23 protein-coding genes are annotated in these 23,169 nt (G+C 64.8%); 14 read left to right on the forward strand and 9 right to left on the reverse strand.

Annotated features, from left to right (window positions below; translation table 11 throughout):
• Positions 1 to 4 precede the first annotated feature (4 nt).
• From ABWV23_RS05895 to coxB, 6 genes are all read right to left on the reverse strand, one after another.
• Entirely contained in the window at positions 5 to 676 is a 672-nt protein-coding gene (locus ABWV23_RS05895; protein ID WP_353345930.1) for an SURF1 family protein, read from the reverse strand.
• Positions 677 to 772: 96 nt separating this feature from the next.
• On the reverse strand, positions 773 to 1,582 hold the full coding sequence (locus tag ABWV23_RS05900; protein WP_353345932.1) for a cytochrome c oxidase subunit 3: 810 nt from the start codon (positions 1,580 to 1,582) through the stop codon (positions 773 to 775).
• Between the two features lie 22 nt (positions 1,583 to 1,604).
• Complete coding sequence (locus ABWV23_RS05905; protein WP_353345934.1) at positions 1,605 to 2,180, reverse strand: cytochrome c oxidase assembly protein; 576 nt, start codon at positions 2,178 to 2,180, stop codon at positions 1,605 to 1,607.
• Positions 2,180 to 2,350 (reverse strand): cytochrome c oxidase system small membrane protein, encoded by a 171-nt coding sequence (locus tag ABWV23_RS05910; RefSeq protein WP_353345936.1) that lies wholly within the window; start codon positions 2,348 to 2,350, stop codon positions 2,180 to 2,182. The genes ABWV23_RS05905 and ABWV23_RS05910 overlap by 1 nt, the downstream gene beginning before the upstream one ends.
• Positions 2,351 to 2,354: 4 nt before the next feature.
• Positions 2,355 to 3,296: a heme o synthase gene (gene cyoE, locus ABWV23_RS05915; RefSeq protein ID WP_353345938.1), complete on the reverse strand. Its 942-nt coding sequence runs from the start codon at positions 3,294 to 3,296 to the stop codon at positions 2,355 to 2,357.
• A 49-nt stretch (positions 3,297 to 3,345) separates the two neighbouring features.
• Positions 3,346 to 4,233: a cytochrome c oxidase subunit II gene (gene coxB / locus ABWV23_RS05920; RefSeq protein WP_353345940.1), complete on the reverse strand. Its 888-nt coding sequence runs from the start codon at positions 4,231 to 4,233 to the stop codon at positions 3,346 to 3,348.
• A gap of 180 nt (positions 4,234 to 4,413) precedes the next feature.
• Between coxB and tldD the strand changes: the two genes are divergently transcribed.
• Positions 4,414 to 5,835: a metalloprotease TldD gene (gene tldD / locus ABWV23_RS05925; protein WP_353345942.1), complete on the forward strand. Its 1,422-nt coding sequence runs from the start codon at positions 4,414 to 4,416 to the stop codon at positions 5,833 to 5,835.
• 107 nt (positions 5,836 to 5,942) lie between these two features.
• Positions 5,943 to 7,109, forward strand: coding sequence for a DNA-processing protein DprA (gene dprA, locus ABWV23_RS05930; protein WP_353345944.1), 1,167 nt, complete (start codon positions 5,943 to 5,945; stop codon positions 7,107 to 7,109).
• Between the two features lie 184 nt (positions 7,110 to 7,293).
• Here the strand turns inward: dprA and ABWV23_RS05935 are convergent, their stop codons facing one another.
• Positions 7,294 to 7,743: a hypothetical protein gene (locus tag ABWV23_RS05935; protein WP_353345946.1), complete on the reverse strand. Its 450-nt coding sequence runs from the start codon at positions 7,741 to 7,743 to the stop codon at positions 7,294 to 7,296.
• A 151-nt stretch (positions 7,744 to 7,894) separates the two neighbouring features.
• Between ABWV23_RS05935 and topA the strand changes: the two genes are divergently transcribed.
• The gene (topA, locus tag ABWV23_RS05940) at positions 7,895 to 10,489 is read left to right on the forward strand and encodes a type I DNA topoisomerase (protein WP_353345948.1); all 2,595 of its coding nucleotides are present in this window, start codon (positions 7,895 to 7,897) and stop codon (positions 10,487 to 10,489) included.
• 82 nt (positions 10,490 to 10,571) lie between these two features.
• Here topA and ABWV23_RS05945 read toward each other — a convergent pair whose 3' ends face one another.
• A complete protein-coding gene (locus tag ABWV23_RS05945; protein WP_353345950.1) occupies positions 10,572 to 11,579 on the reverse strand; it encodes a calcium-binding protein in 1,008 nt (335 codons plus the stop codon).
• A gap of 260 nt (positions 11,580 to 11,839) precedes the next feature.
• Between ABWV23_RS05945 and ABWV23_RS05950 the strand changes: the two genes are divergently transcribed.
• Both ABWV23_RS05950 and ABWV23_RS05955 read left to right on the forward strand, forming a co-directional pair.
• The gene (locus tag ABWV23_RS05950) at positions 11,840 to 12,544 is read left to right on the forward strand and encodes a CoA transferase subunit A (RefSeq protein WP_353345952.1); all 705 of its coding nucleotides are present in this window, start codon (positions 11,840 to 11,842) and stop codon (positions 12,542 to 12,544) included.
• Positions 12,545 to 12,546: 2 nt separating this feature from the next.
• Positions 12,547 to 13,170, forward strand: a complete 624-nt coding sequence (locus ABWV23_RS05955) for a CoA transferase subunit B (RefSeq protein WP_353345954.1) — start codon at positions 12,547 to 12,549, stop codon at positions 13,168 to 13,170.
• Between the two features lie 31 nt (positions 13,171 to 13,201).
• Here the strand turns inward: ABWV23_RS05955 and ABWV23_RS05960 are convergent, their stop codons facing one another.
• Complete coding sequence (locus ABWV23_RS05960; protein ID WP_353345956.1) at positions 13,202 to 14,041, reverse strand: lytic transglycosylase domain-containing protein; 840 nt, start codon at positions 14,039 to 14,041, stop codon at positions 13,202 to 13,204.
• 360 nt (positions 14,042 to 14,401) lie between these two features.
• On the opposite strand from ABWV23_RS05960, the gene ABWV23_RS05965 reads away from it, so the two are divergent.
• The 9 genes from ABWV23_RS05965 to ABWV23_RS06005 all read left to right on the forward strand — a co-directional run bounded on the left by ABWV23_RS05965 (position 14,402) and on the right by ABWV23_RS06005 (position 23,157).
• Positions 14,402 to 14,608, forward strand: a complete 207-nt coding sequence (locus tag ABWV23_RS05965; protein ID WP_353345958.1) for a hypothetical protein — start codon at positions 14,402 to 14,404, stop codon at positions 14,606 to 14,608.
• A 209-nt stretch (positions 14,609 to 14,817) separates the two neighbouring features.
• A complete protein-coding gene (locus ABWV23_RS05970; protein ID WP_353345960.1) occupies positions 14,818 to 15,012 on the forward strand; it encodes a pilus assembly protein in 195 nt (64 codons plus the stop codon).
• A 140-nt stretch (positions 15,013 to 15,152) separates the two neighbouring features.
• Entirely contained in the window at positions 15,153 to 16,010 is an 858-nt protein-coding gene (gene cpaB, locus ABWV23_RS05975) for a Flp pilus assembly protein CpaB (protein WP_353345962.1), read from the forward strand.
• A gap of 187 nt (positions 16,011 to 16,197) precedes the next feature.
• Positions 16,198 to 17,616 (forward strand): type II and III secretion system protein family protein, encoded by a 1,419-nt coding sequence (locus tag ABWV23_RS05980; protein WP_353345964.1) that lies wholly within the window; start codon positions 16,198 to 16,200, stop codon positions 17,614 to 17,616.
• Positions 17,617 to 17,632: 16 nt separating this feature from the next.
• Positions 17,633 to 18,286 (forward strand): OmpA family protein, encoded by a 654-nt coding sequence (locus tag ABWV23_RS05985; RefSeq protein ID WP_353345966.1) that lies wholly within the window; start codon positions 17,633 to 17,635, stop codon positions 18,284 to 18,286.
• Positions 18,287 to 18,486: 200 nt separating this feature from the next.
• Positions 18,487 to 19,722, forward strand: coding sequence for a CpaE/TadZ family protein (locus tag ABWV23_RS05990; RefSeq protein WP_353345967.1), 1,236 nt, complete (start codon positions 18,487 to 18,489; stop codon positions 19,720 to 19,722).
• 22 nt (positions 19,723 to 19,744) lie between these two features.
• Positions 19,745 to 21,199 (forward strand): TadA family conjugal transfer-associated ATPase, encoded by a 1,455-nt coding sequence (locus tag ABWV23_RS05995; protein WP_353345968.1) that lies wholly within the window; start codon positions 19,745 to 19,747, stop codon positions 21,197 to 21,199.
• Positions 21,199 to 22,167: a type II secretion system F family protein gene (locus ABWV23_RS06000; RefSeq protein ID WP_353345969.1), complete on the forward strand. Its 969-nt coding sequence runs from the start codon at positions 21,199 to 21,201 to the stop codon at positions 22,165 to 22,167. Before ABWV23_RS05995 ends, ABWV23_RS06000 begins: the two co-directional genes overlap by 1 nt.
• A gap of 9 nt (positions 22,168 to 22,176) precedes the next feature.
• Complete coding sequence (locus ABWV23_RS06005; RefSeq protein WP_353345970.1) at positions 22,177 to 23,157, forward strand: type II secretion system F family protein; 981 nt, start codon at positions 22,177 to 22,179, stop codon at positions 23,155 to 23,157.
• Positions 23,158 to 23,169 lie beyond the last annotated feature (12 nt).

A 23,169-nucleotide genomic window follows, 5' to 3' on the forward strand; every position in this document is an offset into this window, starting at 1 on the left:
GCTGTCAGCTCCGGGGTCGGGCGCGGGTGCGCCACAGGAAGTAGAATGTCATCATCGCCCAGACCAGGGCCAGGCCGAACCAGGTCACCGCGTATTGCAGGTGATCGTTGGGAATGCCCACGGTTGTCACCGGCAGGGGCGTCACGTCGGGGTCGGTTTGCGACCGCGCGATCAACAGCACCGGTTCGGTGTCCAGCGCGGCGGCCAGGGTCGGCACATCACGTGCGAACCAGATGTTCTTGTCCCGTTCGGGATCGGGGGTGAAACCGTCGATCTCCTGCGGCCAGTGCAGGTTGCCGGTGATTTCCATCGCGCCGGTCCTGCGCGGCCGGGCCTTGGCCTCGGTGGGAATGAAGCCGCGGTCGACCAGGATGCGGCGCCCCGCGTCGGTGGTGAAGGGCGCGATGATGCGGTAGCCGGCGCCGAGGTCGCGGGTGGAGACCAGCACGTGAAGCTCCGCATCGCCCAGCGTCCCGGCGACCCGCACCGGGAGGTAGCGGTCGGCCTCGGGGTCGGGGGTTGTCGGAAGTGCTACGGGATCGGCCGCGATTCGCGCCTCGATCTCGGCCAGCACGCCCTGTTTCCACTCCAGCCGGCGCAGCTGCCAGGCGCCAAGCGACACGAGGACGCCCCCCCCGACAATGCCGAAGACCAGCAGGAACAGAAGACGGCGCATGGAACGCTCCGATGACCAACGAAAAAGCGCGCGGGAAACCCGCGCGCCTTGCTTTACTGGGGATGCGGTCAGGGTTTCAACCGCATTCCGCGCCGATCACAGCCCGGCGGTGCCCCAGATGTAGACGGCGAAGAACAGGAACAGCCAGACCACGTCGACGAAGTGCCAGTACCAGGCTGCTGCCTCGAAACCGACATGCTGTTCCGGCGTGAAGTCGCCCTTCATCGCCCGGACCAGACAAACGAACAGGAAGATCGTCCCGATGATCACATGCGCGCCGTGGAAACCGGTGGCCATGAAGAAGTTCGAATAGAACTCGTCACCGCCGAACTGCCAGCCCTCGTGCAGCAGGTGCGCATATTCATAGGCCTGCAGCCCGGTAAAGGCCAAGCCCAGCACGATCGCGATCGCCAGCCCCTGGATCAGCGCCTTGCGGTCGTTGTTGTGCACCAGCGCGTGGTGCGCCCAGGTCACCGCGCAGCCCGACAGCAACAGAACGAGGGTGTTGATCAGCGGCAGGTGGAACGGATCGACCGGAAAGATCTCGGGGCGCGCATACTCGGACCCGAAGTAGTTCTCCATCGGGTACATGGCGTGTTTGAAGAACGACCAGAACCAGGCGAAGAAGAACATCACCTCGGACATGACGAACAGGATGAAGCCATAGCGCAACCCGATCCGCACGACGGGGGTGTGATCGCCGATCCGGCTTTCGACGACGACCTCGGCCCACCATGCGTACATGGTGTAAAGCACCATGGCGAGGCCGATGAAGAACACGAAGGGGGTAACTGCGTGCATCCACAGCACGGCGCCGAACAGCATGACAAACCCGCCCACGGCGCCGAACAGCGGCCAGATCGACGGGCTGAGAATGTGATAGTCGTGATTTTTTGCGTGTGCCATTAAGTGTCCCTCACCTCTCGGCCTAGTTCAGATTGGTGTCTGCCTTTTGATCGAGGGCGGCGTATCCCTCGGGCAGATCGATTTCATAAAACGTGTAAGACAGCGTGATCGTGTGTACGAATTTCGCCTCCGGATCCTCGACGATCTCGGGGTCGACGAAGAAGGTCACCGGCATCTCCACCCGTTCGCCCGGCTGCAGGATCTGCTCGGTAAAGCAGAAACAGGCGATCTTGGTGAAATAGGCGCCGGCGGAATAGGGCGCGACATTGTAGCTGGCCTGCCCGGCGATCGGCCGGTCGGTCGGGTTGTAGGCCTCGTAAAAGGCCAGCCCGGTTTCGCCGATGCGCAGTTCGACCTCTTGCTGGAGCGGCTTGAACTGCCACGGCATGCCGCGCTCTTTCGAGCCGTCGAAGCGGATCTTGACGGTCTGGTCGAGGATGGTGTCCGAACCGGCGTCGGCCACGTTGGTTTCGCCGCCGAAGCCGGTGACCTTGCAGAACCAGTTGTAGGCCGGCACCGACGCCCAGGCGAGCGCGCCCATGGTGACGACGACGGCGACAAGGTATTGAACGGTTTTCTTCGGGGTCAGGTCGGCCATCACTTGGTTCCCGCGGATGTGACGCTGGGGCGCATCTGGAAATCGCCGCTGGTGACCTTGGCGACGGTCAGCCCGAACACGATGGCGACGAACCCGGCGAGCACCAGCCCGACCCCGAGGTTGCGACCGAAGCGCCGCTTGTGAAGTTCGTGGGTTGCCTTGATCGCCATGGTCTTACCAGCCTCCCAGGCCAAAGGGTTTCAGCACGGCCTCGGCCAGGATCGCGCCGAAGTGCAGAAACAGGTAGAGCAGGGAGAGCCGGAAGAAAGACCGCTCCGCGCCGAAGTTGTCGGCCTCGGACGCGGCCTCGTCCCGGCGACTGATGCGCCAGGCCCCGCGCAGGAACAGCGCGTTCATCACCACGGCCACGGCCAGGTAAACCGGCCCGCCGATGCCCGAAAAGGCGGCGCCGATCGCCAGCAGGGCCAGCAGCGCGGTATAGACCAGGATATGGGTCCGGGTTGCGCGGCGACCGTGGGTCACGGTCAGCATCGGCACGCCGGCGTCGTCATAATCCGAGCGCATGAACAGCGCCAGCGCCCAGAAGTGCGGCGGCGTCCACATGAAGGTCAGCGCGAACATCAGCCAGGGTTCGATCGCCATGTCGCCGGTCGCCGCGATCCAGCCGATCACCGGCGGAAAGGCCCCGGCGGCGCCGCCGATCACGATGTTCTGCGGCGTCGCGCGCTTGAGCCACATGGTATAGATCACCACGTAGAAGAAGATGGTGAAGGCCAGGAAGGCACCGGCAAAGATATTGGTGGCCAGCGCCAGCATGATCACCGCAAAGCCCGACAGCGCCAGCCCCAGCACCATCGCCTCGCCGGCCTCGACCTTGCCGGCAGGGATCGGCCGGCCCCGGGTGCGTTTCATCACCCGGTCGATGTCGGCGTCCCACCACATGTTCAGCGCGCCCGAGGCGCCGCCGCCGATGGCGATGAACAGGATCGCGCAGAAGCCGACCATCGGGTGCACCGGCGTCGGCGCGGCCAGCAGGCCGACCAGTGCGGTGAACACCACCAGCGACATCACGCGCGGCTTGAGAAGGGCGAAGTAATCGCCGAATCCCGCCTCGTCCTCGCGGATGGTGCTGGCGTTGATGCTTGCGTCGCTCATAGGGGGCGTTCTCCGGTGTGGGCGGGCGCCTGGCCCGCCCTAGGCCTTGTCAGTTCGATGCGACCTGGAAGATCTTCGGCTGACCCGCGTCGGCGTATTCCTCGATCGCGCCTTCGAGCCATTTGTCATAGGCTTCCTGGCTGACCACCTTGACGGTGATCGGCATGAAGGCGTGGTCCTTGCCGCACAACTCCGAGCACTGGCCGAAATAGATGCCTTCGCGCTCGGCCTTGAACCACAGCTGGGCCAGGCGACCGGGAACGGCATCCTGTTTCACGCCGAAGGCCGGCATCGCCCAGGAATGGATCACGTCGGCGCCGGTGACGTTCATCACGATGGTCTTGCCGACCGGAACCACCACGGCGGTGTCGGTGGCGAGCAGGAATTCATCGCGGCTGTAGCCGGCCTCGACCAGTTGTGCCTCGACCTCGGGGGTCAGCACGTAATTGCCGCCGGTTGCCGGCTGGCCGATCATGTAGCTGTCGAAGGCAAAGCCCGCGTCGACATATTCATAGCCCCAGTACCACTGGTACCCGGTAACCTTGATGGTGATGTCGGCCTCGGGGATTTCCTGCTGCTTGAACAGCACCGGCAGCGAGAAGGCGCCGATGAACACCAGGATGATGATCGGCACCACCGTCCAGGCGATTTCCACCGGCGTGTTGTGGGTGAAAGAGGCCGGCGTCGGGTTGCTGCGGCGGTTGAAGCGCACGATCACCCAGAGGATCAGGCCGACCACCAGCACGCAGATCGCGGTGATGATGACGTTGAGCATGTGGTCCAGCGACTGAAGGTCGCGGGCCAGTTCGGTGGCGGCCGGCTGAAAGCCCATCTTGCCATCGGCCGGCTTGCCGACGATTTCAAGGGCGTCCTGCGCCTTGGCCGGAAGGCTGGTGAGGGCTGCAAAAAGCCCAGAAAGCATCAAAGCGTTCTTCATATCTCGTCCCGATCGGTTGATCCCGTGTTTCTCCCCGGACAACGGATGTTTTCGGTATGCCTTGGCGTACACCCGTTGTCTTTGAGGTCGCTAAAAACCATATTCCGCAGATCAGATAAAGCGAAATGCTTGCGTCAAAGAGACGCTTTTTTGATCTATGTCAAATTGCGAGGCTGGCCAATGCCATCAAAATCCTACCGCCCGTTCGACTCGGCCCTGCCCGAGGACGAGGCGCTTTCGATCCTGAAAAGCGCCACAAACGGGGCCGATGACGGGGAAATCTACGTCGAACGGCGCAAGTCCGAGGCGCTGGTCTTTGACGATGGCCGGCTGCACACGGCCAGCTACGACGCGTCGGAGGGATTCGGGCTGCGCGCGGTGCGCGGAGAGGTGGCGGGCTATGCCCATTCCACCGATGTCTCGATTCCCGCGCTGCGGCGCGCCGCCGAAACCGCGCGGCTGGCGGTGGGCGCGGGCGGCGGCACGCTGGCCGATCCGCCACAGCCCACCAACCGGCACCTTTACACCGACGCCGACCCGATCGGCGGCACCGGCTTTCCGGTCAAGATCGAGACCCTGCGCGAGGTCGATGCCTTTTCCCGCGGGCTCGACCCGCGGGTGGTGCAGGTCTCGGCCACGCTGGCGGCCTCGTTGCAGGAAATCGCGATCCTGCGTCCCGACGGGGTGCAGGTGCGCGATGTGCGCCCGATGACCCGGCTCAATGTCTCGGTGATCGTGGAACAGGACGGACGGCGCGAGACCGGCACCGCCGGCGGCGGCGGGCGGGTCGGCCTCGACGGGCTGATCGACCCGGCAGACTGGCAGGCCAAGGCGCGCGAGGCGCTGCGCATCGCGCTGGTCAACCTCGAGGCGGTGCCGGCCCCCGCCGGGGTGATGGAGGTGGCGCTGGGGCCGGGCTGGCCCGGCATCCTGCTGCACGAGGCGATCGGCCACGGGCTGGAGGGCGATTTCAACCGCAAGGGCAGCTCGGCCTTTGCCGGCCTGATGGGGCAGCGGGTGGCGGCAAAGGGCGTGACCGTGCTGGACGACGGCACGATTCCCGACCGGCGCGGTTCGATCACCGTCGACGACGAGGGCACGCCGTCGCGTCGCAACGTGCTGATCGAGGACGGCATCCTTGTCGGCTACATGCAGGACCGGCAGAACGCGCGGCTGATGGGGGTCGAGCCCACCGGCAACGGGCGGCGGCAAAGCTATGCCCATGCGCCGATGCCCCGGATGACCAACACCTACATGCTGGGCGGCACCGCGGACCCCGGCGACATTGTGGCCGATATCAAGGACGGCATCTGGGCGGTGGGATTCGGCGGCGGCCAGGTGGACATCACCAACGGCAAGTTCGTGTTCTCCTGCACCGAAGCCTACCGGGTGCAGAACGGCAAGGTCGGCGCCCCGGTCAAGGGCGCCACGCTGATCGGCGACGGGCCGACCTCGCTCCAGCATATCCGGGCGCTGGGCAACGACATGGCACTGGACCCGGGGATGGGCAACTGCGGCAAGGACGGCCAGTGGGTGCCGGTGGGCGTGGGCCAGCCGACGGTGCTGATGGACCGGCTGACGGTGGGCGGTTCGGCCGCCTGAGCGGAAAATTGTACGAAATCGTGGCGGATTTGCCTTAATTCCACCACGATTCATCCCCTGTTAACATCCGGCGTTCTACACCTGTTCTGCACCAGGCGGAGCCACGGATGACCGAGACGCAGCAATCTTCCACCCCCCCACTACTCCCACCCACCACGGAAGATGATCGGTTCGCGTGGCTTCGCCTGCTGCGTTCCTACCGGGTGGGAACCTCGACCTTTTACCGGCTGATGGCCGAGCACGGCAGCGCACAACGCGCACTGGCGGCCCTGCCGGCGGTGGCCCGCAGCGCCGGGCTGGACCAATATGCCCCCTGCCCCGAGGCCCGGATCGAGGCCGAACTCACCGCTGCCCGCGCCGCCCGTGCCACGCTGATCTGTATCGGCGCGCCCGGCTATCCCGCCGAGCTGGCGCGCATCACCGATGCGCCGCCGATGCTCTGGGCGGTGGGCGACGCGACCCTGCTGGACCGTCCCACGGTCGCGCTGGTGGGGGCACGCAACGCCTCGTCGCTGGGCACCCGGATGGCGCGGGCGCTGGCGAAGGAACTGGGCGAGGCCGGCTTCGTTGTCGCCTCGGGCCTGGCACGCGGGGTGGATGCGGCGGCCCACCTGGCGGCGCTGGAGACCGGCACCGTCGCGGTGCTGGCCGGGGGCGTCGACGTGATCTACCCGCCCGAGAACGCGGGACTGGCCGCCGATATCGCCGAACGTGGGCTGCTGCTGTCGGAACAGCCGATGGGCATGGCCCCGCAGGCGCGGCATTTCCCGTGCCGCAACCGGATCATCTCGGGGTTGGCGCAGGCGGTCGTGGTGGTCGAGGCCGCCGCGCGCTCGGGCAGCCTGATCACCGCGCGCGACGCGCTGGACCAGGGGCGCGAGGTGCTGGCGGTGCCGGGGCACCCGTTCGACGCCCGCGCCGCCGGCTGCAACACGCTGATCCGAGACGGCGCCACGCTGGTGCGCGGCGGTCGGGACGTGATCGCGGCACTGCCCCCCGAGCAGGAAGACGCAATAGAAGAGGTAAAAAGGGCACAACGCGAGGTGCCGCAATCGCCACCTCCCGCCCCGCCGCCGGACAGGCGTAGCCTGCGCGAGACCGCGCAGCTGCACCAGCAGATCCTGTCGCGGCTGGGCCCCTCGCCGCTGGGCGAGGACCAGTTGATCCGCGACCTCTCGGTGCCGCCCGGACGGGTCGGGCCGGCGCTGGTGGACCTGGAACTGGAGGGCAAGATCACCCGGCAGGCCGGCGGGTTGCTGTCGCTTCGGCAGTAGTGCGGCCAGCCGCGACGTTGGTAACGCGTGCGGTTCCGCCCCCCGGTCACGCGGGACACAGGCGAGATCGACGGGTATCCGGGTGAGGCACCGGGGGGCGATCCGGGCACATTGTTCCCCGTGGACCGATTCGGACATCGATTCGAGCACAGATTCGGGGGGGCAGAAGAAGGCGCGGCGCCGGTTACATCCCCCGGCAGGCCTCGGGGATCACCGGGCGCCAGACCGTGCAGATCGGGCCATAGGCGTACCAGACATCCGACGCGCCCATCGCCCAATGCACCGCGACCCAGGTTCGGCCTGATCGGACATAGAGCGCCTGCATCGTGGTGCCGCCCTCCATGCCCTGCGGGTCGATCTCTCCCCGGGCATAGCCGGGCGTCTGCCAGAGCGATATCTCGCCGCCGCCCGGGCGCTGCGGCGAGACCGAGGCAAACCCCAGATTACCGCTGACCCGCAGGTCGTGGACGACGAATTCGACCGGCGCCCCCAGAAGCCAGACCGCGTGCGGGCGCAGCGCGTCCATCAGCGCCGCGCGCAGGTCGGTGCCCCGCTGCGGCTCATACCAGCCCTGCGCCAGGGCCGGGACCGGCCCGGCCAGCAGGAAAACGACCATGATCGCGACACGCAGCATTGTCCGACCCTTCCCTCAACCGGCGCAAACCGCATCGGTCCACCAAGGGTATTGTGTGCCGAAACGGCGCGGATTGACAATCTGCCCTTGCGCCCCACATGGTGGCCCGCCATAGAAAGCGCCAATATTGTCGCGAGAGGTTTTCCGCTAAATGCCCGTAGTTGTTGTCGAATCCCCAGCCAAAGCAAAAACGATCAACAAATACCTCGGCCCCGACTACACCGTTTTGGCGTCATATGGGCACGTGCGTGACCTGCCGCCCAAGGACGGATCGGTCGATCCCGAGCATGATTTCGACATGAAATGGGAGATCGCCACCGACAGCCGCAAGCACGTCAAGGCGATCGCCGACGCGCTGAAAGAGGACAACGCGTTGATCCTCGCGACCGACCCCGACCGCGAGGGCGAGGCGATCAGCTGGCATTTGCAGGAGGCCCTGACCAAGCGCAAGTCGATCAAGAAGGACACGGCGGTGTCGCGGGTCACCTTCAACGCCATCACCAAGGACGCGGTGACCGAGGCGATGAAACATCCGCGCGATGTCGATGCGCCGCTGGTCGAAGCCTATCTGGCGCGCCGCGCGCTGGATTACCTCGTCGGGTTCAACCTGTCCCCGGTGCTGTGGCGCAAGCTGCCCGGCGCCAAGTCGGCGGGCCGGGTGCAATCGGTCTGCCTGCGGCTGATCGTCGAGCGCGAGATGGAGATCGAGGCGTTCAACCCGCGCGAATACTGGTCGGTCAAGGCGGTGCTCTCGACCCCGCGCGGGCAGGAGTTCGAGGCCCGGCTGACCCTTCTGGCGGGCAAGAAGCTCGACAAATACGATATCGCCAACGCCACCCAGGCGGAACTGGCGGTGCAGGCGATCACCAGCCGCGACCTGAGCGTGGCCAGCGTCGAGGCCAAGCCGGCCAACCGCAACCCCTCACCGCCGTTCATGACCTCGACCCTGCAGCAGGAGGCCAGCCGCAAGTTCGGCATGGGCGCGCGCCAGACCATGAGCACGGCGCAGCGGCTCTACGAGGCGGGTTACATCACCTACATGCGGACCGACGGCATCGACATGGCGCCCGAGGCTGTGACCGCCGCGCGCGACGCGATCAAGGACCGCTACGGCGCCGAATACGTGCCCGGCAGCCCGCGCATCTACAAGAACAAGGCCAAGAACGCGCAGGAAGCGCACGAATGTATCCGCCCCACCGACATGACCCGTGACGCCGAGGCGCTGAAGGTGACGGATGCGGACCAGCGCAAGCTTTACGACCTGATCTGGAAACGGACGCTGGCCAGCCAGATGGAGGCGGCCCGGCTGGAGCGGACCACCGTCGAGATCGCCAGCGCCGACGGCCAGGTCGGGCTGCGCGCGACCGGGCAGGTGATGTTGTTCGACGGTTTCATGCGGGTCTATGAAGAGGGGCGCGACGACGTCACCGACGAGGACGACAAGCGCCTGCCGCAGATCATGCAGGGCGAACCCGCCGAGAAGCGCACGATCAGCCCGGAACAGCATTTCACCCAGCCGCCGCCGCGCTATACCGAGGCGACGCTGGTCAAGAAGATGGAAGAGCTGGGCATCGGGCGGCCCTCGACCTATGCCAGCATCGTCACCACGATCCAGGACCGGGGCTATGTCCGCAAGGAAAAGAACCGGCTGATTCCCGAGGACAAGGGGCGGTTGGTGATCGCCTTTCTGCAAAACTACTTCCGCAAGTACGTCGGCTATGACTTTACCGCCGAGCTCGAGAACGAGCTGGACCATGTCAGTGCCGGCGAGGCCGATTACAAGGAGGTGCTGGCGAAGTTCTGGCGCGATTTCTCGGCCGCCATCGCCGAGACCTCGGAACTGCGCATCACCGAGGTGCTGGAAAAGATCAACGAGGTGCTGGAGCCGCACCTTTTCCCGCCCAAGGAGGATGGCAGCGACCCGCGGCTTTGCCCCAATTGCGGCAAAGGCCGACTGAGCATGCGCACCGCACGCTCGGGCGGGGCGTTCATCGGCTGTTCGAACTATCCCGAGTGCCGCTATACCCGTCCGTTCGGCCCGCCGGGCATGGAGACCGACGAGATCGGCCCGGACGGCAAGCTGCTGGGCTATGACAACGACGATGCGATCAGCCTGCGCAAGGGCCGCTTCGGCCCCTATGTGCAGCGGGGCGAGGCCACCGAGGAGGTGCCGAAACCGCCGCGTGCCTCGATCCCCAAGGGCTGGGAGCTGGACCAGGTCGACCTGGAAAAGGCGCTGATGCTGCTGAACCTGCCGCGCGAGGTCGGGGCGCACCCCGAGGATGGCGAGATGATCGAGGCGGCGATCGGCCGTTATGGTCCCTACGTCAAGCACGGCAAGGTCTATGCCAACCTCAAGGACGTCGAGGACGTCTTCACCATCGGCATCAACCGTGCCGTGGACGAACTGGCCAAGAAGGCGGCGCGCGGCGGGCGCGGCGCGGCGGCCAAACCGCTCAAGGAGCTGGGCGAACACCCCACCGAGGGCGGCCCGGTGAACGTGATGGACGGCCGTTACGGGCCCTATGTCAAATGGGGCAAGATTAACGCCACCCTGCCGAAAGAGACCGAGCCGGCGGATCTGACCATGGACCAGGCGGTGGCCCTGATCGCCGAGAAGGCGGCCAAGAAAAAGCCGGCGCGCAAGACAGCCGCCAAGAAAAAGGCCGCGCCGAAGAAGAAACCGGCCGCCAAGAAGACCTCGGCGAAAAAGGCCACGACGAAAAAGGCGGAGGCCGAGGACTAGGGCACGCCGCCGGCGATCCGACATCAATGGGCGCGTCGCCACGGCGGCGCGTCTGTTTCGTTCGGGCGCCCGATGGCGCGGCTCAGGCGAGGATATCGTCGCTCAACGCGTCGATGGTGGTGTCCAGAACCGTGAGCGTATCGCCCCCGCCGAAGTCGAACAGCACGTCCGCGCCCCGTTGGGTGGCATGGTCGAGGATATCGGCGCTGTCGCCCAGATCGCGGAACACGATCACGTCGAGATCATCTGTGAAATCGGTGATGGTGTCCTGGCCGCCGGAGTCGCGGAAGATGAACCTGTCGGCCCCGCCCCCGCCGGTCAGCCTGTCGTCGCCGGCCTGACCGTCCAGCCGGTCGCGGTGGGCCCCGCCGAACAACCTGTCGTCATCGCGCCCGCTCTTCAGGATGTCGCGCCCGGGTCCGCCCCGGAGGGTGTCGTCCCCGGCGTTGCCCTTGAGCCGGTCGCGCCCGGCGCCGCCAAGCAGCGTGTCGTCGCCCGCCCGGCCCTTGACCACATCCGCGCCGGTCAGTGCGACGATCCGGTCGTCGCCATCGCTGCCGGACAGCCGGTCGTCGCCCGTCAGGGTGGCCGAGGCGACAAAGGGGATATTGTAGCCGCCGAACAACTCGAGGTAGTCACCGATACCGGTGCCATAGGCGTCGGTGCGTCCATCACTGCCGCCCGTCTCGACCCAATCGCGCAGCCCGCCGGCGCCCAGCAGGTGCGCCCCGGCCAGCAGGCCGCTCGCGGTCAGGTGGATTCCGCCGATCACGTGGCCGAGCGCCGCGTCGACCTCCACCGCCCCGATATAGCGCCACAAGAGCTGCATCCATTCGCCGGCGGCGGCGTCCTGTGCCCCGGGCGTGGCGAGGAAATCGGCGGCCGAGGTGATGCCCAGCTTGCCCGTGAACCCGGCGTCAAACCGGTTGTCATAGGGGTTGGAGTCGCGGACAACCAAGCCGAGATCGACCAGCGCCGCCTCGCCGAACTGGTAGGCGCCGAGATAGCCCAGCGTATTCACCGCCGTGTAGTCGCCCGAGGATTCGCGCATCCGCAGTGCGGCAAGGAACTCCGTGTAGGTGCCGGTCATGGTGGGTCCGTCCTGTATCGTCGTCAGTCTCGTGGCACGTCCGCCGGGCTGGATCGAACCACCAAATTATGGCATCACAAGGCCGTGCAAACGGCATCCCCCACCCTTTCGTGATATGCGCCCCCGTATTTCTACGTATTGGCCGAAGAGGGTCAGCCGGGATACACGCAGCCGCAGGGAGGCGTGGCCGGGGCGCAACATTGACTCTTGCCCCCCTGCCCGGCAGTGATTGCCGCAACCTGGGTTTTAGGGAGTGATCCATGAATAAGATATACCCCACCGCCGCCGACGCGCTGGACGGCGTTCTGTTCGACGGCATGCTGATCGCCGCGGGGGGCTTCGGCCTTTGCGGCATTCCGGAATTGCTGATCGCGGCGATCCGCGATGCCGGCACCAAGGATCTGACCGTCGCCTCCAACAACGCGGGCGTCGATGATTTCGGTCTGGGCGTTCTGCTGCAGACCCGCCAGGTCAAGAAGATGATGTCCTCCTACGTGGGCGAGAACGCGGAATTCATGCGCCAGTACCTGAGCGGAGAGCTGGAGCTGGAATTCAACCCGCAGGGCACCCTGGCCGAGCGCATGCGCGCCGGCGGCTGCGGCATCCCGGGGTTCTACACCAAGACCGGCGTGGGCACCGTGATCGCCGAGGGCAAGGAGCACAAGGACTTCGACGGCGAGACCTATATCATGGAGAAGGGCATCTTTGCCGATCTCTCGATCGTCAAGGCATGGAAGGCCGACACCACCGGCAACCTGGTGTTCCGCAAGACCGCGCGCAACTTCAACCCGCCGGCGGCGATGTGCGGCAAGGTCTGCATCGTCGAGGTCGAAGAAATCGTCGAACCCGGCGAGCTGGACCCCGACACCATCCACCTGCCCGGCGTCTACGTGCATCGCATCGTGCAGGGCGAGCACGAAAAGCGCATCGAACAGCGCACCACCCGCAAGCGTGAGGAGGCTTGATCATGCCCTGGGACCGTAATCAAATGGCCGAGCGCGCCGCGCAGGAGCTGGAAGACGGCATGTACGTGAACCTCGGCATCGGGATCCCGACGCTGGTGGCGAACTATGTCGGCGACAAGGACATCACGCTGCAATCGGAAAACGGTATGCTGGGCATGGGTCCGTTTCCCTTTGAGGGGGAAGAGGATCCCGATCTGATCAACGCCGGCAAGCAGACCATCACCGAGCTGCGCCGCACCGCCTATTTCGACAGCGCCACCTCGTTCGGGATGATCCGGGGCGGCAAGATCGCCGCCGCGATCCTGGGCGCGATGGAGGTCAGCGAGAACGGCGACCTGGCCAACTGGATGATCCCCGGCAAGCTGGTCAAGGGCATGGGCGGCGCCATGGACCTCGTGGCCGGGGTCGGCCGCGTGATCGTGGTGATGGACCACACCAACAAGCACGGTGAGTCGAAGATCCTCAAGGAATGCACGCTGCCGCTGACCGGCAAGGGCGTGGTCGACCGGATCATCACCAACCTCGGCGTGCTGGACGTGGACCACAAGGGCCTGCACATCGTCGAGCTGGCCCCCGGCGTGACCCGCGAAGAGATGGTTGCCGCGACCGAGGCCACCATCGTGTGACGACCCGCCCCGGCCTGGTGCCGGGGCGAAACTAGTTCATCGCCGCGAAAACGCAGCCGTCCGAGATCAGCTCAGGCGGCGTCAAACACAGCCCGCGCGCCACCTGGAACGCCGCCAGCACCTTGGGCACGTAATCGCGGGTCTCGGCATAGGGCGGCACCCCGGCGTGGTCGCGCACCGCCCCTGCACCCGCGTTGTAGCCGGCGAGCACCAGGATCGGGTCGTTCCCGAACTTCTCCATCAACCAGTCGAGGTATTTCACCCCGCCCGCGATGTTGTCGTCGGGCGCGAGGCTGTCGGTGACGCCGAACCGCGTGGCGGTATCGGGCATCAGTTGCATCAATCCCTGAGCACCGGCGCCGCTGACCGCGTCGGGCCTGCCCCCCGATTCCACCGCGATCACCGCCAGCACCAGCGCCGGGGACACCCGCGTGCCCACGGTCGCCTTGAGGATCGGGAGGCCGCGGGCGCGGGCGATCTCCTGCAGGGCCTGAAGGCGCGGCGCGGCCACCTTCTGTGCGCCACTGAGCAATTGCAGGGCCCCCTGCAGGCGGGACGGGCTGGCCTGGGCCAGGTCCGGCGAGATGTTCTCCCAAAACCAGTCGTACCGCCCCGGTGACGTCGGCGCAGCATTGGGATCAGCGGCGGCATCGGCAGCGGGGCCAGTCTCGGCCGGGGGCGGCGCGGCGGCCAGACGCGCGGCCTGTTCCTCGGGGTCGATCTGCACCGTGATCCGGGGCGCGCTGCCCGGAGGGGGCGCCTTGATCCGCTTGGCCTGGAAATCGGAATAGGGCGTGGTCGCCTCGGCCGCGGCCTGCGCAACGGCCCATGCCAGTACGAGCGCCGCCGCGCCGATATCTCTGAACTGCATCTGCTCGCCCCTTGCCCGGCCTGTCGTTTTTTCGCGACTCTGGGTCAAAAAGGCCTCCAGGACCAGAATTTCCGCCATATTTCCGTCATTTTTGGCGGTTTTTGCACCGGTTTGCATCTGGCCGGATATTTTTCCAGGTCGGGGTTGCCCTGAATCTTTGCGAGATTTCAACACCATGAGCGGAAAGCCAAAAGATCAAGGACGGTTGCTTTGAAAAATTCGTGATTTGGCCCAATTCCTGCCACGACCGCTTGGCTATATGGCATCACACCACGACGGACGGAGCCGATGAGAGAGCAGGTTCCAACGGACGGCGGGGTTAACGAATAAAACCTAGTGATCCTTTGGAGGGACCAAACCATGATCAAACTTTTCAAGAAATTCCGCGAGAGTGAAGCTGGCGCCGTGACCGTTGACTGGGTCGTGCTGACCGCAGCTGTTGTTGCCCTGGCCGGCGCCGCATACACCGCGATCTCGGGCGGCACGAACTCGCTGACCGAAGACACCGCGACATTCATCTCGGCGTCGACGCCGGGCACCACCGGTCTCGCCGAAGGCAGCAAATAATATCATTTGACGATCGCGAGATCGTCGGTGTCGCGCCTCCTGTGAGGCGCGGCATTTTTCCTTTTCCCGCTCAAGGCGGTGTTCGGCCAAACCGGCTGAGGATCAGCTTTGCCTCCTCCGCGACAAATTGATGCCGCATTGATCGGTTTTCTTTCAGAGATATTGAGATCCGGCCTCATGCTGGAGCGACCACCATCACGGAGACTATAATGCATAACTTGGTGAGAAACATGGTCCGCTCCTTCGCCAGGGATGAAGAGGGCGCGGTCACTGTCGACTGGGTAATGCTGGTTGCGGTCGTCGTGGTTTCGGGCGGTCTGGCGGTTGCGCCCATGCTGCTTTCCGTGGATGACTTGGGCGCCAAGATCGCTGCGGCGATCCTGGCGCTGGACTTCGGCTGGTGAGCTTCGGCGCGCGCGCCAGATTCCCCGCATCGGCCCCGCAACCTCCCCTATTTCGCCACATTCCCTGACTAGAATGCAATCAGACGACAACGCGCCGGACCGGCCTCAGCCGGATCGCGCCATTGGTGAAAGGTACTGTCATGCGTGCAGTTTTCGGACTCGTACTGGTCATCGGGGTCGCCCTGGCGGGTGGCGCTGTCTACATGGCCAAGAACTACATCAGCGACTATCAACAGGCCCTGGCACAGGAACGATCCGCGCGAGAGGCCGTCGTCCCGACGACCGATGTCTATGTCGCCACCGGCCCCCTGCGCTATGGCGAGCAACTGAAAAAGGACAGCGTGCGCAAGGTACGCTGGCCGCTGAACGCGATCCCCGAGGGCGCCTTCACCAACCTCGAGGATCTGGTCTCGGACGATCCCGCCAAGACCCGCGTGGTTTTGCGCGCGATGGAAAAGGACGAGGCGATCCTCGCCGTCAAGGTTACCAAGCCGGGACAGGGTGCCGGACTGACCTCGCAACTGGAACGCGGCATGCGGGCCTTTGCGATCCGGGTCGACGTCTCTTCGGGGGTGTCCGGCTTCCTGCGGCCGGGCGACCGGGTTGACGTGTATTGGACCGGCTCGATCAGCGACGCCGTGAAGGGCGCCCGCGGCGAGGTGACCCGCCTGATCGAATCCGGCGTACAGCTGATCGCGGTAGACCAGACCGCAAGCGAGGACGTCGACGGCGCAACCATCGCCCGCACAGTCACCGTGTCGGTGCGCCCCGAACAGGTCGCCGCGCTGGCCCAGGCGCAGACCTCCGGCCGGCTGGCGCTGGCGCTGGTGGGGGTCGAGGATGACACCATCGTCGACCCGATCGAGGTCGATCAGCGTGCCCTGCTGGGGCTTGGGGAAGAGGTGGAGACCGTGGAGGCCAAGCAGCCCGAGGTCTGCACCATTCGCACCCGCCGCGGCTCGGAAGTGGTCGAAATCCAGATCCCCTGCACCAACTGATTTCCGGTTCACCCCAACTTGAAAGGCGGCCCTGTTTCGGGCCGCCTTTTGCGTGTGACCGGTTATCCACATAAGAAGACACGTCGAAATCATTGAATCTTGCAAAAAAATCGCTTATGCCTCAAGTTGAATAATAAGGCCGGGCAACAAGACCCGGAAACGAGGCGTGATCGGAGAGGCAGGTCACATGGCAATGAACCATTGGATGAAGGCGGCCCTGCTCGGACTGGCGCTGGGCATGACATCGCCCGTGACCACACCAGTTCAGGCCGAAGGGCTGCGCGTCGTCAAGAAGGGCACGGCCACGATCCTGAACGTGCCGATGAACCGCGCGGTGGTGGTCGAAAGCGAAGAGCCCTTTGCGGAATTGAGCATCGCCAATCCCGGCATTGCCGATATCTCTTCCTTGTCGGACCGCACCATATATGTGCTGGGCAAATCGCCGGGGATGACCACCCTGACCCTGCTCGATGCCACCGGTCGGCTGATCACCAACGTCGATGTCAAGGTCGCGGCCGATGTTACCGAGTTCAAGGAACGGCTGCGCCAGATCCTGCCCGGTGAAAAGATCGAGGTGCGCACCGCCAATGACGGCATCGTGCTGTCCGGAACCGCATCGAGCCCGCAGAAACTGCAGCGGGCCTTGGACCTGGCCGAACGCTATGCACCGGAACGGGTTTCGAACCTGATGAGTGTGGGCGGCGTCCAGCAGGTGATGCTGAAGGTCCGCTTTGCCGAGATGCAGCGCAACGTGTCTAAGTCGCTCAGTTCCTCGCTTGGCGTCAGCGGCGGCACCAATTTCGGGGCGACCGGCGGCACCGGTACGCTGAACAACCAGACCTCGCTGACCAATTCGCTGTCGGGCAACATTCCCGCCTCGAACGACAACGCCGGGGCCGTCGTTTTCGGCTTCAACGCGGGCGCCTTCCAGGTCAACCTGCTGCTTGAGGCGCTGGAGCAGAAAGGCGTCGTACGCACGCTGGCCGAACCCAACCTCTCAGCCCTTTCGGGTCAAGAGGCGACCTTCCTCGCCGGCGGCGAATACCCGGTCCCCGTGGCGCAGACCGACGGGGTTTATACCATTGAATTCAAACCTTTCGGCATCGAGCTGGGGTTTGTGCCGCGGGTGGCCGATGGCGACCTGATCAACCTTGAGCTCAAGGCCGCGGTTTCATCCGTCGACAGTTCCAACACCGTCAACGTCAACGGGTTCGAGATCGGCTCGTTCTCGCGTCGGGAAACAACGACCACGGTCGAGATGCGTGACGGCGAAAGCTTTGCCATCGCCGGCCTGATCCAGGACAATTTCCTCGACAGCGCCTCGCAGATCCCCTGGCTCGGGGACGTTCCGGTGCTGGGCTCGCTGTTTCGCAGCGCCGACTACGAACGCAACCAGACCGAGCTGGTGATCATCGTCACCGCGCATCTGGTCACCCCGACGCGCGGCGAGGCGCTGGCCCTGCCCACCGACCGGGTTAAACCACCGACCGAAAGCGACCTGTTCCTGTTCGGACGCACAGGCTCGACCGAGCGGATGCCGCGTGGTGCTGCCGGCGAGGTTGCCAAGCAGGATTTCAGCGGTTCCTATGGCTATGTGATGGACTGAGCGGGAGAGAGCCGGCATGAATAAGTGGATCGCAGGTCTTGGACTGACGTTGGCACTGGGGGCCTGCGCCCAGACTTGGGGGCCGGTCCCCAACAGTTTCCTGCGCGAGGCCGGGGCCCAGGTCGATACCGGCCAGTTCGGCAACGCCACTCTGAACAACACCATGATCATGAACGGCGAGAAGAGCTACATCGTCAGCCTGGCCAACCGCTTTGCCGAAGAGGTCCCCAGCACCATCACCTTTGCCTTCGACAGCGCCCATCTGGACGCCGCAGCGCGCGCCGCGCTGAGCCGGCAGGCCGATTGGATCCGCCAGTTCCCCGAGGTGCGATTCCGCGTCTACGGCCATACCGATGCCGTCGGCTCCGACTCCTATAACCGCCGTCTCGGCCAACGTCGCGCCAACGCGGCCGTGGCCTATCTCGTGTCGCGCGGCATCAACCGCCGCCGCCTCGAGGCGGTCGTCTCCTATGGCGAGCGCCAGCCGCTGATTGTCACCCAGGGCCGGGAGCGGCGCAACCGCCGCACCGTGACCGAGGTTTCGGGCTTTCTCAAGCGGCATCCCTCTGTCATGGATGGGAAATATGCCCAGGTGATCTACCGCGAATACGTCAACAGCGCGGTACCGCCAACCGCGTTGTCCGACAACCTGACGTCGCTTTCCGAATAACAATAAGCCCATTGCGCGGGAACCGTCGCCCGGTTCCCTACAATTGGAGTTTTTTGGCCCAAATCTCGCCCAGATTGTCAACGACATTGTCCCTAATGAGAAACGTGCGATCGCAATGAGTCGCACGCCGGACCACGGGTCATCCCTCAAAGGGTGCCCGAGCCAAGGGTCCGGCGATGACCGGACAAAGGATAAAGGCAATGGGCAGCGCTGTGCAGCAAACGGAATTCGCACCGATCGTCGCCTGTACGATCAGTCGGGACGTCCAGAATTTCGACCTTCTGATCGAGGACATGGAAACCGCCCTGGGCGAGAACTGGGGCGACCTGGGATTTGCCGAGGCACTGGCGTTCTTCGGGCAACCCGAGGCCGACTCGCTGGAGTTCGTCGCGCTGGCCATCGACCGCGATGACGAGGACAACCTTGTCCTGCTGGACGAGATCATCAGCCAGGCCAAGTCCCGCGGCATCGACGTGATCCTGATCGCCGAGGATGTCACGCCCGCTTCGCTGCACCAGCTGCTGCGCACGGGCGCCGACGAATTCGTGCCCTACCCGCTGCCCGAGGGCGAACTGCAAGAGGCCATCGACCGGATCAAGACGCCCCCCGCGGCGGCGGTGCCGGTCCCGGCGACCACGCAATTGTCCAGCGGCTCCGAGAAAGAGGGCGCGGTGATCGTGGTGCACGGCCTGGCCGGCGGCACCGGCGCCACCACCCTGGCGGTGAACCTTGCATGGGAACTGGCCAACTCGAACAACAAAGAGGCGCCGGGCGTCTGCCTGATCGACCTCGATCTGCAATATGGCTCGGTCGCGACCTATCTGGACCTGCCGCGCCGCGAGATCGTGTTCGACGTGCTGTCGGACACCGAGAACATGGACGACGACATTTTCGGCCAGGCCTTGCAGACCTTCGAGGAAAAGCTGCACGTGCTGACCGCGCCCACCGACATGGTTCCGCTGGACCTGATCTCCCCCGATGACGTGCAGCGCCTCATTGATATGGCACGCAAGCATTTCGACTATGTCGTGATCGACATGCCGAAAACCATCGTGCAATGGGCCGAAACCACGCTGCAGGCGGCTCATGTCTATTTCGCCGTAGTCGAGCTCGACATGCGCTCGGCCCAGAACACGCTGCGCCTGAAACGCGCCCTGCAATCCGAGGACCTGCCGTTCGAAAAGATGCGCTTCGCACTGAACCGGGCCCCGAAGTTCACCGACCTGTCGGGCAAGAGCCGGGTGCGCCGCATGAGCGAATCTCTGGGCATCTCGATCGACCTGCAACTTCCCGATGGCGGCAAGCAGGTCACCCAGGCCTGCGACCATGGCCAACCGCTGGCCTCGTCCTGCGGCAAGAACCCATTGCGGCGTGAAGTCGCCAAACTGGCCCAGTCGATCCACGACCTTGGCCAGGACGAGGCCGAAGCGGCCTGAACATGACAAGAGGGCAGTAACGATGTTTTCCAAGTTCAAGAAAGAAGCCGCCGCAGCCGGCGCTGCCCGGGTGAACGTGACCCAGAAGAAAGCGCCGCCCCCCAAGGCCGAGGAAGCGCCGACGCAAAAGCTGCGGCTGCGCAAGCCGATGCCGGCGGCCAACGCCAAGGCGGCCCCCGAGGACCGCGACCGCAAGCGCAAGGAACGGTTGGGCGACATCAAGCTCGAACTGCACCGCGCGCTGCTCGACAATCTCAACCTGTCGGCGCTCGAACGCGCCACCGAGGCCGACCTGCGCGCCGAGATCGGGGCCATCGCCACCGAGATCCTCGAGGAAAAGAGCATCGTGCTCAACCGCGAGGACCGCAAGACCCTGATCAAGGAACTCTACGACGAGGTCACCGGCCTTGGCCCGCTGGAGACGCTGCTGCAGGACGATACGGTCAGCGACATCCTGGTCAACGGCCCGCACCAGGTGTTCGTCGAACGCGACGGCAAGCTGCAGCTCAGCGACGTCACTTTTAAGGACGAACGGCACCTGCTGCGGATCATCGACAAGATCGTCTCGGCCGTGGGCCGGCGGGTGGATGAATCCAACCCCTATGTCGACGCCCGGCTGGCCGACGGATCGCGTTTCAACGCGATGGTCCCGCCGGTCGCGGTCGACGGCTCGCTGGTCTCGATCCGGAAATTCAAGAAGGACAAGCTGAGCATCGACGAACTGGTGAATTTCGGCGCCTTTACCGAGGAAATGGCCGCCTATCTCCAGGCCGCGGTGGCCACCCGCCTGAACATCATCGTCTCGGGCGGTACCGGTTCGGGCAAGACCACGACGCTGAACGCGCTGTCCAGCTTCATCGACAACTCCGAACGGATCCTTACCATCGAGGACACGGCGGAACTGCAGCTTCAGCAGGTCCATGTGGGCCGGATGGAAAGCCGCCCGCCCAACGTCGAGGGCAAGGGTGAGGTCACCCCGCGCGACTGCCTCAAGAACGCGCTGCGGATGCGGCCGGACCGCATCATCGTCGGCGAGACCCGCGGCGAAGAGGTGATCGACATGTTGCAGGCCATGAACACCGGTCACGACGGGTCGATGACCACGATCCACGCCAACTCGGCCCGCGACGGGGTCAGTCGATTGGAGAACATGGTGGCGATGGCCGGGATCGAAATGCCGATCAAGGCTCTGCGCAGCCAGATCGCCAGCGCCGTCAACCTGATCGTGCAGGCCAGCCGTCTGCAGGACGGCTCGCGCCGCATGACCTCGATCACCGAGGTGACCGGCATGGAGGGCGACGTGATCTCGATGCAGGAAATCTTCCGCTTTCAGCGTGTCGGCCTTGGCCCGAACAACAAGATCATCGGCCATTTCACCGCAACCGGCGTGCGCAGCAATTTCTCGGAACGGTTCAAGATGTGGGGCTATGACCTGCCCGCCACGATCTATGAACCCACAACGATGGAGATGTCGTGATGCAATTCGGTATGGAAGCGATCATCTATGTTTTTATCTTCGTCGGGGTTCTGGCGCTGGTCGAGGGCATCTACCTGGTGTCCTTCGGCAAGTCGATCAGCCTGAACAGCAAGGTCAACCGCCGGCTGGACATGCTGGACAAGGGGGCCGGACGCGAACAGGTTCTGGAACAGCTGCGCAAGGAAATGCGCCAGCACATGAAGACCAAGTCGATCCCGCTCTACTCGCTGATCTCGGAACGGGCACAGAAGGCCGCCATCGCCTTTACCCCGCGCCAGTTGATCATGATCATGGGCGGGCTGGCCGTACTGGCCTATGTCGGGTTGACCATCGGCACCGAGACCGCGCCCGTGGTTCGCGCCGTCACCTCGGTGGGGATCGGCATCGGCGCGGTATACCTCTGGATCAACCACAAGGCCAACAAGCGCATGGCGCTGATCGAGGAGCAGCTTCCCGATGCCATCGAACTGATGGTCCGCAGCCTGCGCGTGGGGCACCCGTTCACGTCGGCGGTCCAGATCGTGGCGCAAGAGGTCGAGGATCCCTTGGCGACCGAGTTCGGCATCATCGCCGACGAGGCGGCCTATGGCCGCGACATTGCGGAGGCCCTCAAGGAAATGGCCGAGCGGCTGGACATGCAGGACATGCGGTTCCTGGCCGTGGCCGTGACCATCCAGCAGCAGTCGGGCGGCAACCTTGCCGAAGTCCTGGCCGGGCTGGCCAAGGTGATCCGCTCCCGGTTCCGCCTGTTCCGCAAGGTCAAGGCGATCACTGCCGAGGCGAAATGGTCGGGCAAGTTCCTGTCGGGCTTTCCGCTGTTTTGCCTGGTCGGGATGCTGCTCAAGGATCCCGGATACTATGACCCGGTGATCGACCATCCCTGGTTCATTCCCGCCTGTTTCGTCGTCGGCATCTTTCTGAGCGCGAACCTGCTCGTGATGCGGATACTGACCAATATCAAAGTGTGAGGATCCGACATGGATATGCTGAACCGCATCAACGACTTGCTGACAGACCAACTGGGGGAATTCGGCCCGCTGATCGCGGTCGGCATCCTGGGGATGTTCATGATCCTCCTGACCCTTCCCCTTCTGCTGAACCAGCCGGAAGACCCGCTGAAGAAACTCAAGCGCGACACTGAAGCGGCGTCGAAACAGAAATCGAAAAAGGACCAGCTGCGCCAGCGCGGCAACAACCAGAAGCTGGAACGCTTTGCCACCTTCCTCGAACCGAAGGACGCCGAAGAACTGTCGGCGATGCAGCTCACGCTGCGCCAGGCCGGGTACCAGTCAAAGGACGCGGTCCGCTTCTTCCACTTCTCGCAGTTCGCGCTGGGTATTCTGGGGCTTTTTGCCGGCTTCCTGTACGTCCTGAGCCTGGGAGGGGCCGGCGAGCTGAGCAGTCAGCAACTGGTGATATACGTGGTCGGACCGGGCGCGGTGGGCTACCTCGCGCCGAAGTACTGGGTCACCCGCCGGGTCGCCACGCGCAAGGAGGAGATCACCTCCGGCTTTCCCGACGCTCTGGACATGCTTCTGGTCTGCGTCGAGGCCGGCCAGTCGCTGGACCAGTCGATCGTGCGCGTCGCCAAGGAGTTGCATGCCTCCTACCCGGCGCTGGCCGACGAGTTCGAGATCGTCGCCTACGAGATGAAGGCCGGCAAGGACAAGGACAGGGTGCTGCGCGACATGGCCACGCGCTGCGCGGTGCAGGACGTTTCCTCCTTCGTCACCGTGCTGATCCAATCGGCCACCTTCGGCACCTCGATCGCCGAGGCACTGCGGGTCTATGCGGGCGAAATGCGTGACAAGCGCGTGATGCGCGCGGAAGAGGCCGCAAACAAGTTGCCAACCAAAATGACCCTTGCCACAATGATGCTCACGGTTCCGCCGCTGCTGATCATCCTTGTCGGCCCTTCGGTCGGCGGCATCATGGACCTGAGCAACATGAGCAACTGAAAACCATGGCAC

The organism is Aquicoccus sp. SU-CL01552, assembly GCF_040365005.1.
Classification (GTDB): Bacteria; Pseudomonadota; Alphaproteobacteria; order Rhodobacterales; family Rhodobacteraceae; genus Antarcticimicrobium.

Bases quoted from the DNA above. Each gene is read 5' to 3' on its own strand.
- ABWV23_RS05895 (WP_353345930.1), bottom strand. From the start codon at position 676: ATGCGCCGTCTTCTGTTCCTGCTGGTCTTCGGCATTGTCGGGGGGGGC.
- ABWV23_RS05900 (WP_353345932.1), bottom strand. From the start codon at position 1,582: ATGGCACACGCAAAAAATCACGACTATCACATTCTCAGCCCGTCGATC.
- ABWV23_RS05905 (WP_353345934.1), bottom strand. From the start codon at position 2,180: ATGGCCGACCTGACCCCGAAGAAAACCGTTCAATACCTTGTCGCCGTC.
- ABWV23_RS05910 (WP_353345936.1), bottom strand. From the start codon at position 2,350: ATGGCGATCAAGGCAACCCACGAACTTCACAAGCGGCGCTTCGGTCGC.
- cyoE (WP_353345938.1), bottom strand. From the start codon at position 3,296: ATGAGCGACGCAAGCATCAACGCCAGCACCATCCGCGAGGACGAGGCG.
- coxB (WP_353345940.1), bottom strand. From the start codon at position 4,233: ATGAAGAACGCTTTGATGCTTTCTGGGCTTTTTGCAGCCCTCACCAGC.
- tldD (WP_353345942.1), top strand. From the start codon at position 4,414: ATGCCATCAAAATCCTACCGCCCGTTCGACTCGGCCCTGCCCGAGGAC.
- dprA (WP_353345944.1), top strand. From the start codon at position 5,943: ATGACCGAGACGCAGCAATCTTCCACCCCCCCACTACTCCCACCCACC.
- ABWV23_RS05935 (WP_353345946.1), bottom strand. From the start codon at position 7,743: ATGCTGCGTGTCGCGATCATGGTCGTTTTCCTGCTGGCCGGGCCGGTC.
- topA (WP_353345948.1), top strand. From the start codon at position 7,895: ATGCCCGTAGTTGTTGTCGAATCCCCAGCCAAAGCAAAAACGATCAAC.
- ABWV23_RS05945 (WP_353345950.1), bottom strand. From the start codon at position 11,579: ATGACCGGCACCTACACGGAGTTCCTTGCCGCACTGCGGATGCGCGAA.
- ABWV23_RS05950 (WP_353345952.1), top strand. From the start codon at position 11,840: ATGAATAAGATATACCCCACCGCCGCCGACGCGCTGGACGGCGTTCTG.
- ABWV23_RS05955 (WP_353345954.1), top strand. From the start codon at position 12,547: ATGCCCTGGGACCGTAATCAAATGGCCGAGCGCGCCGCGCAGGAGCTG.
- ABWV23_RS05960 (WP_353345956.1), bottom strand. From the start codon at position 14,041: ATGCAGTTCAGAGATATCGGCGCGGCGGCGCTCGTACTGGCATGGGCC.
- ABWV23_RS05965 (WP_353345958.1), top strand. From the start codon at position 14,402: ATGATCAAACTTTTCAAGAAATTCCGCGAGAGTGAAGCTGGCGCCGTG.
- ABWV23_RS05970 (WP_353345960.1), top strand. From the start codon at position 14,818: ATGCATAACTTGGTGAGAAACATGGTCCGCTCCTTCGCCAGGGATGAA.
- cpaB (WP_353345962.1), top strand. From the start codon at position 15,153: ATGCGTGCAGTTTTCGGACTCGTACTGGTCATCGGGGTCGCCCTGGCG.
- ABWV23_RS05980 (WP_353345964.1), top strand. From the start codon at position 16,198: ATGGCAATGAACCATTGGATGAAGGCGGCCCTGCTCGGACTGGCGCTG.
- ABWV23_RS05985 (WP_353345966.1), top strand. From the start codon at position 17,633: ATGAATAAGTGGATCGCAGGTCTTGGACTGACGTTGGCACTGGGGGCC.
- ABWV23_RS05990 (WP_353345967.1), top strand. From the start codon at position 18,487: ATGGGCAGCGCTGTGCAGCAAACGGAATTCGCACCGATCGTCGCCTGT.
- ABWV23_RS05995 (WP_353345968.1), top strand. From the start codon at position 19,745: ATGTTTTCCAAGTTCAAGAAAGAAGCCGCCGCAGCCGGCGCTGCCCGG.
- ABWV23_RS06000 (WP_353345969.1), top strand. From the start codon at position 21,199: ATGCAATTCGGTATGGAAGCGATCATCTATGTTTTTATCTTCGTCGGG.
- ABWV23_RS06005 (WP_353345970.1), top strand. From the start codon at position 22,177: ATGGATATGCTGAACCGCATCAACGACTTGCTGACAGACCAACTGGGG.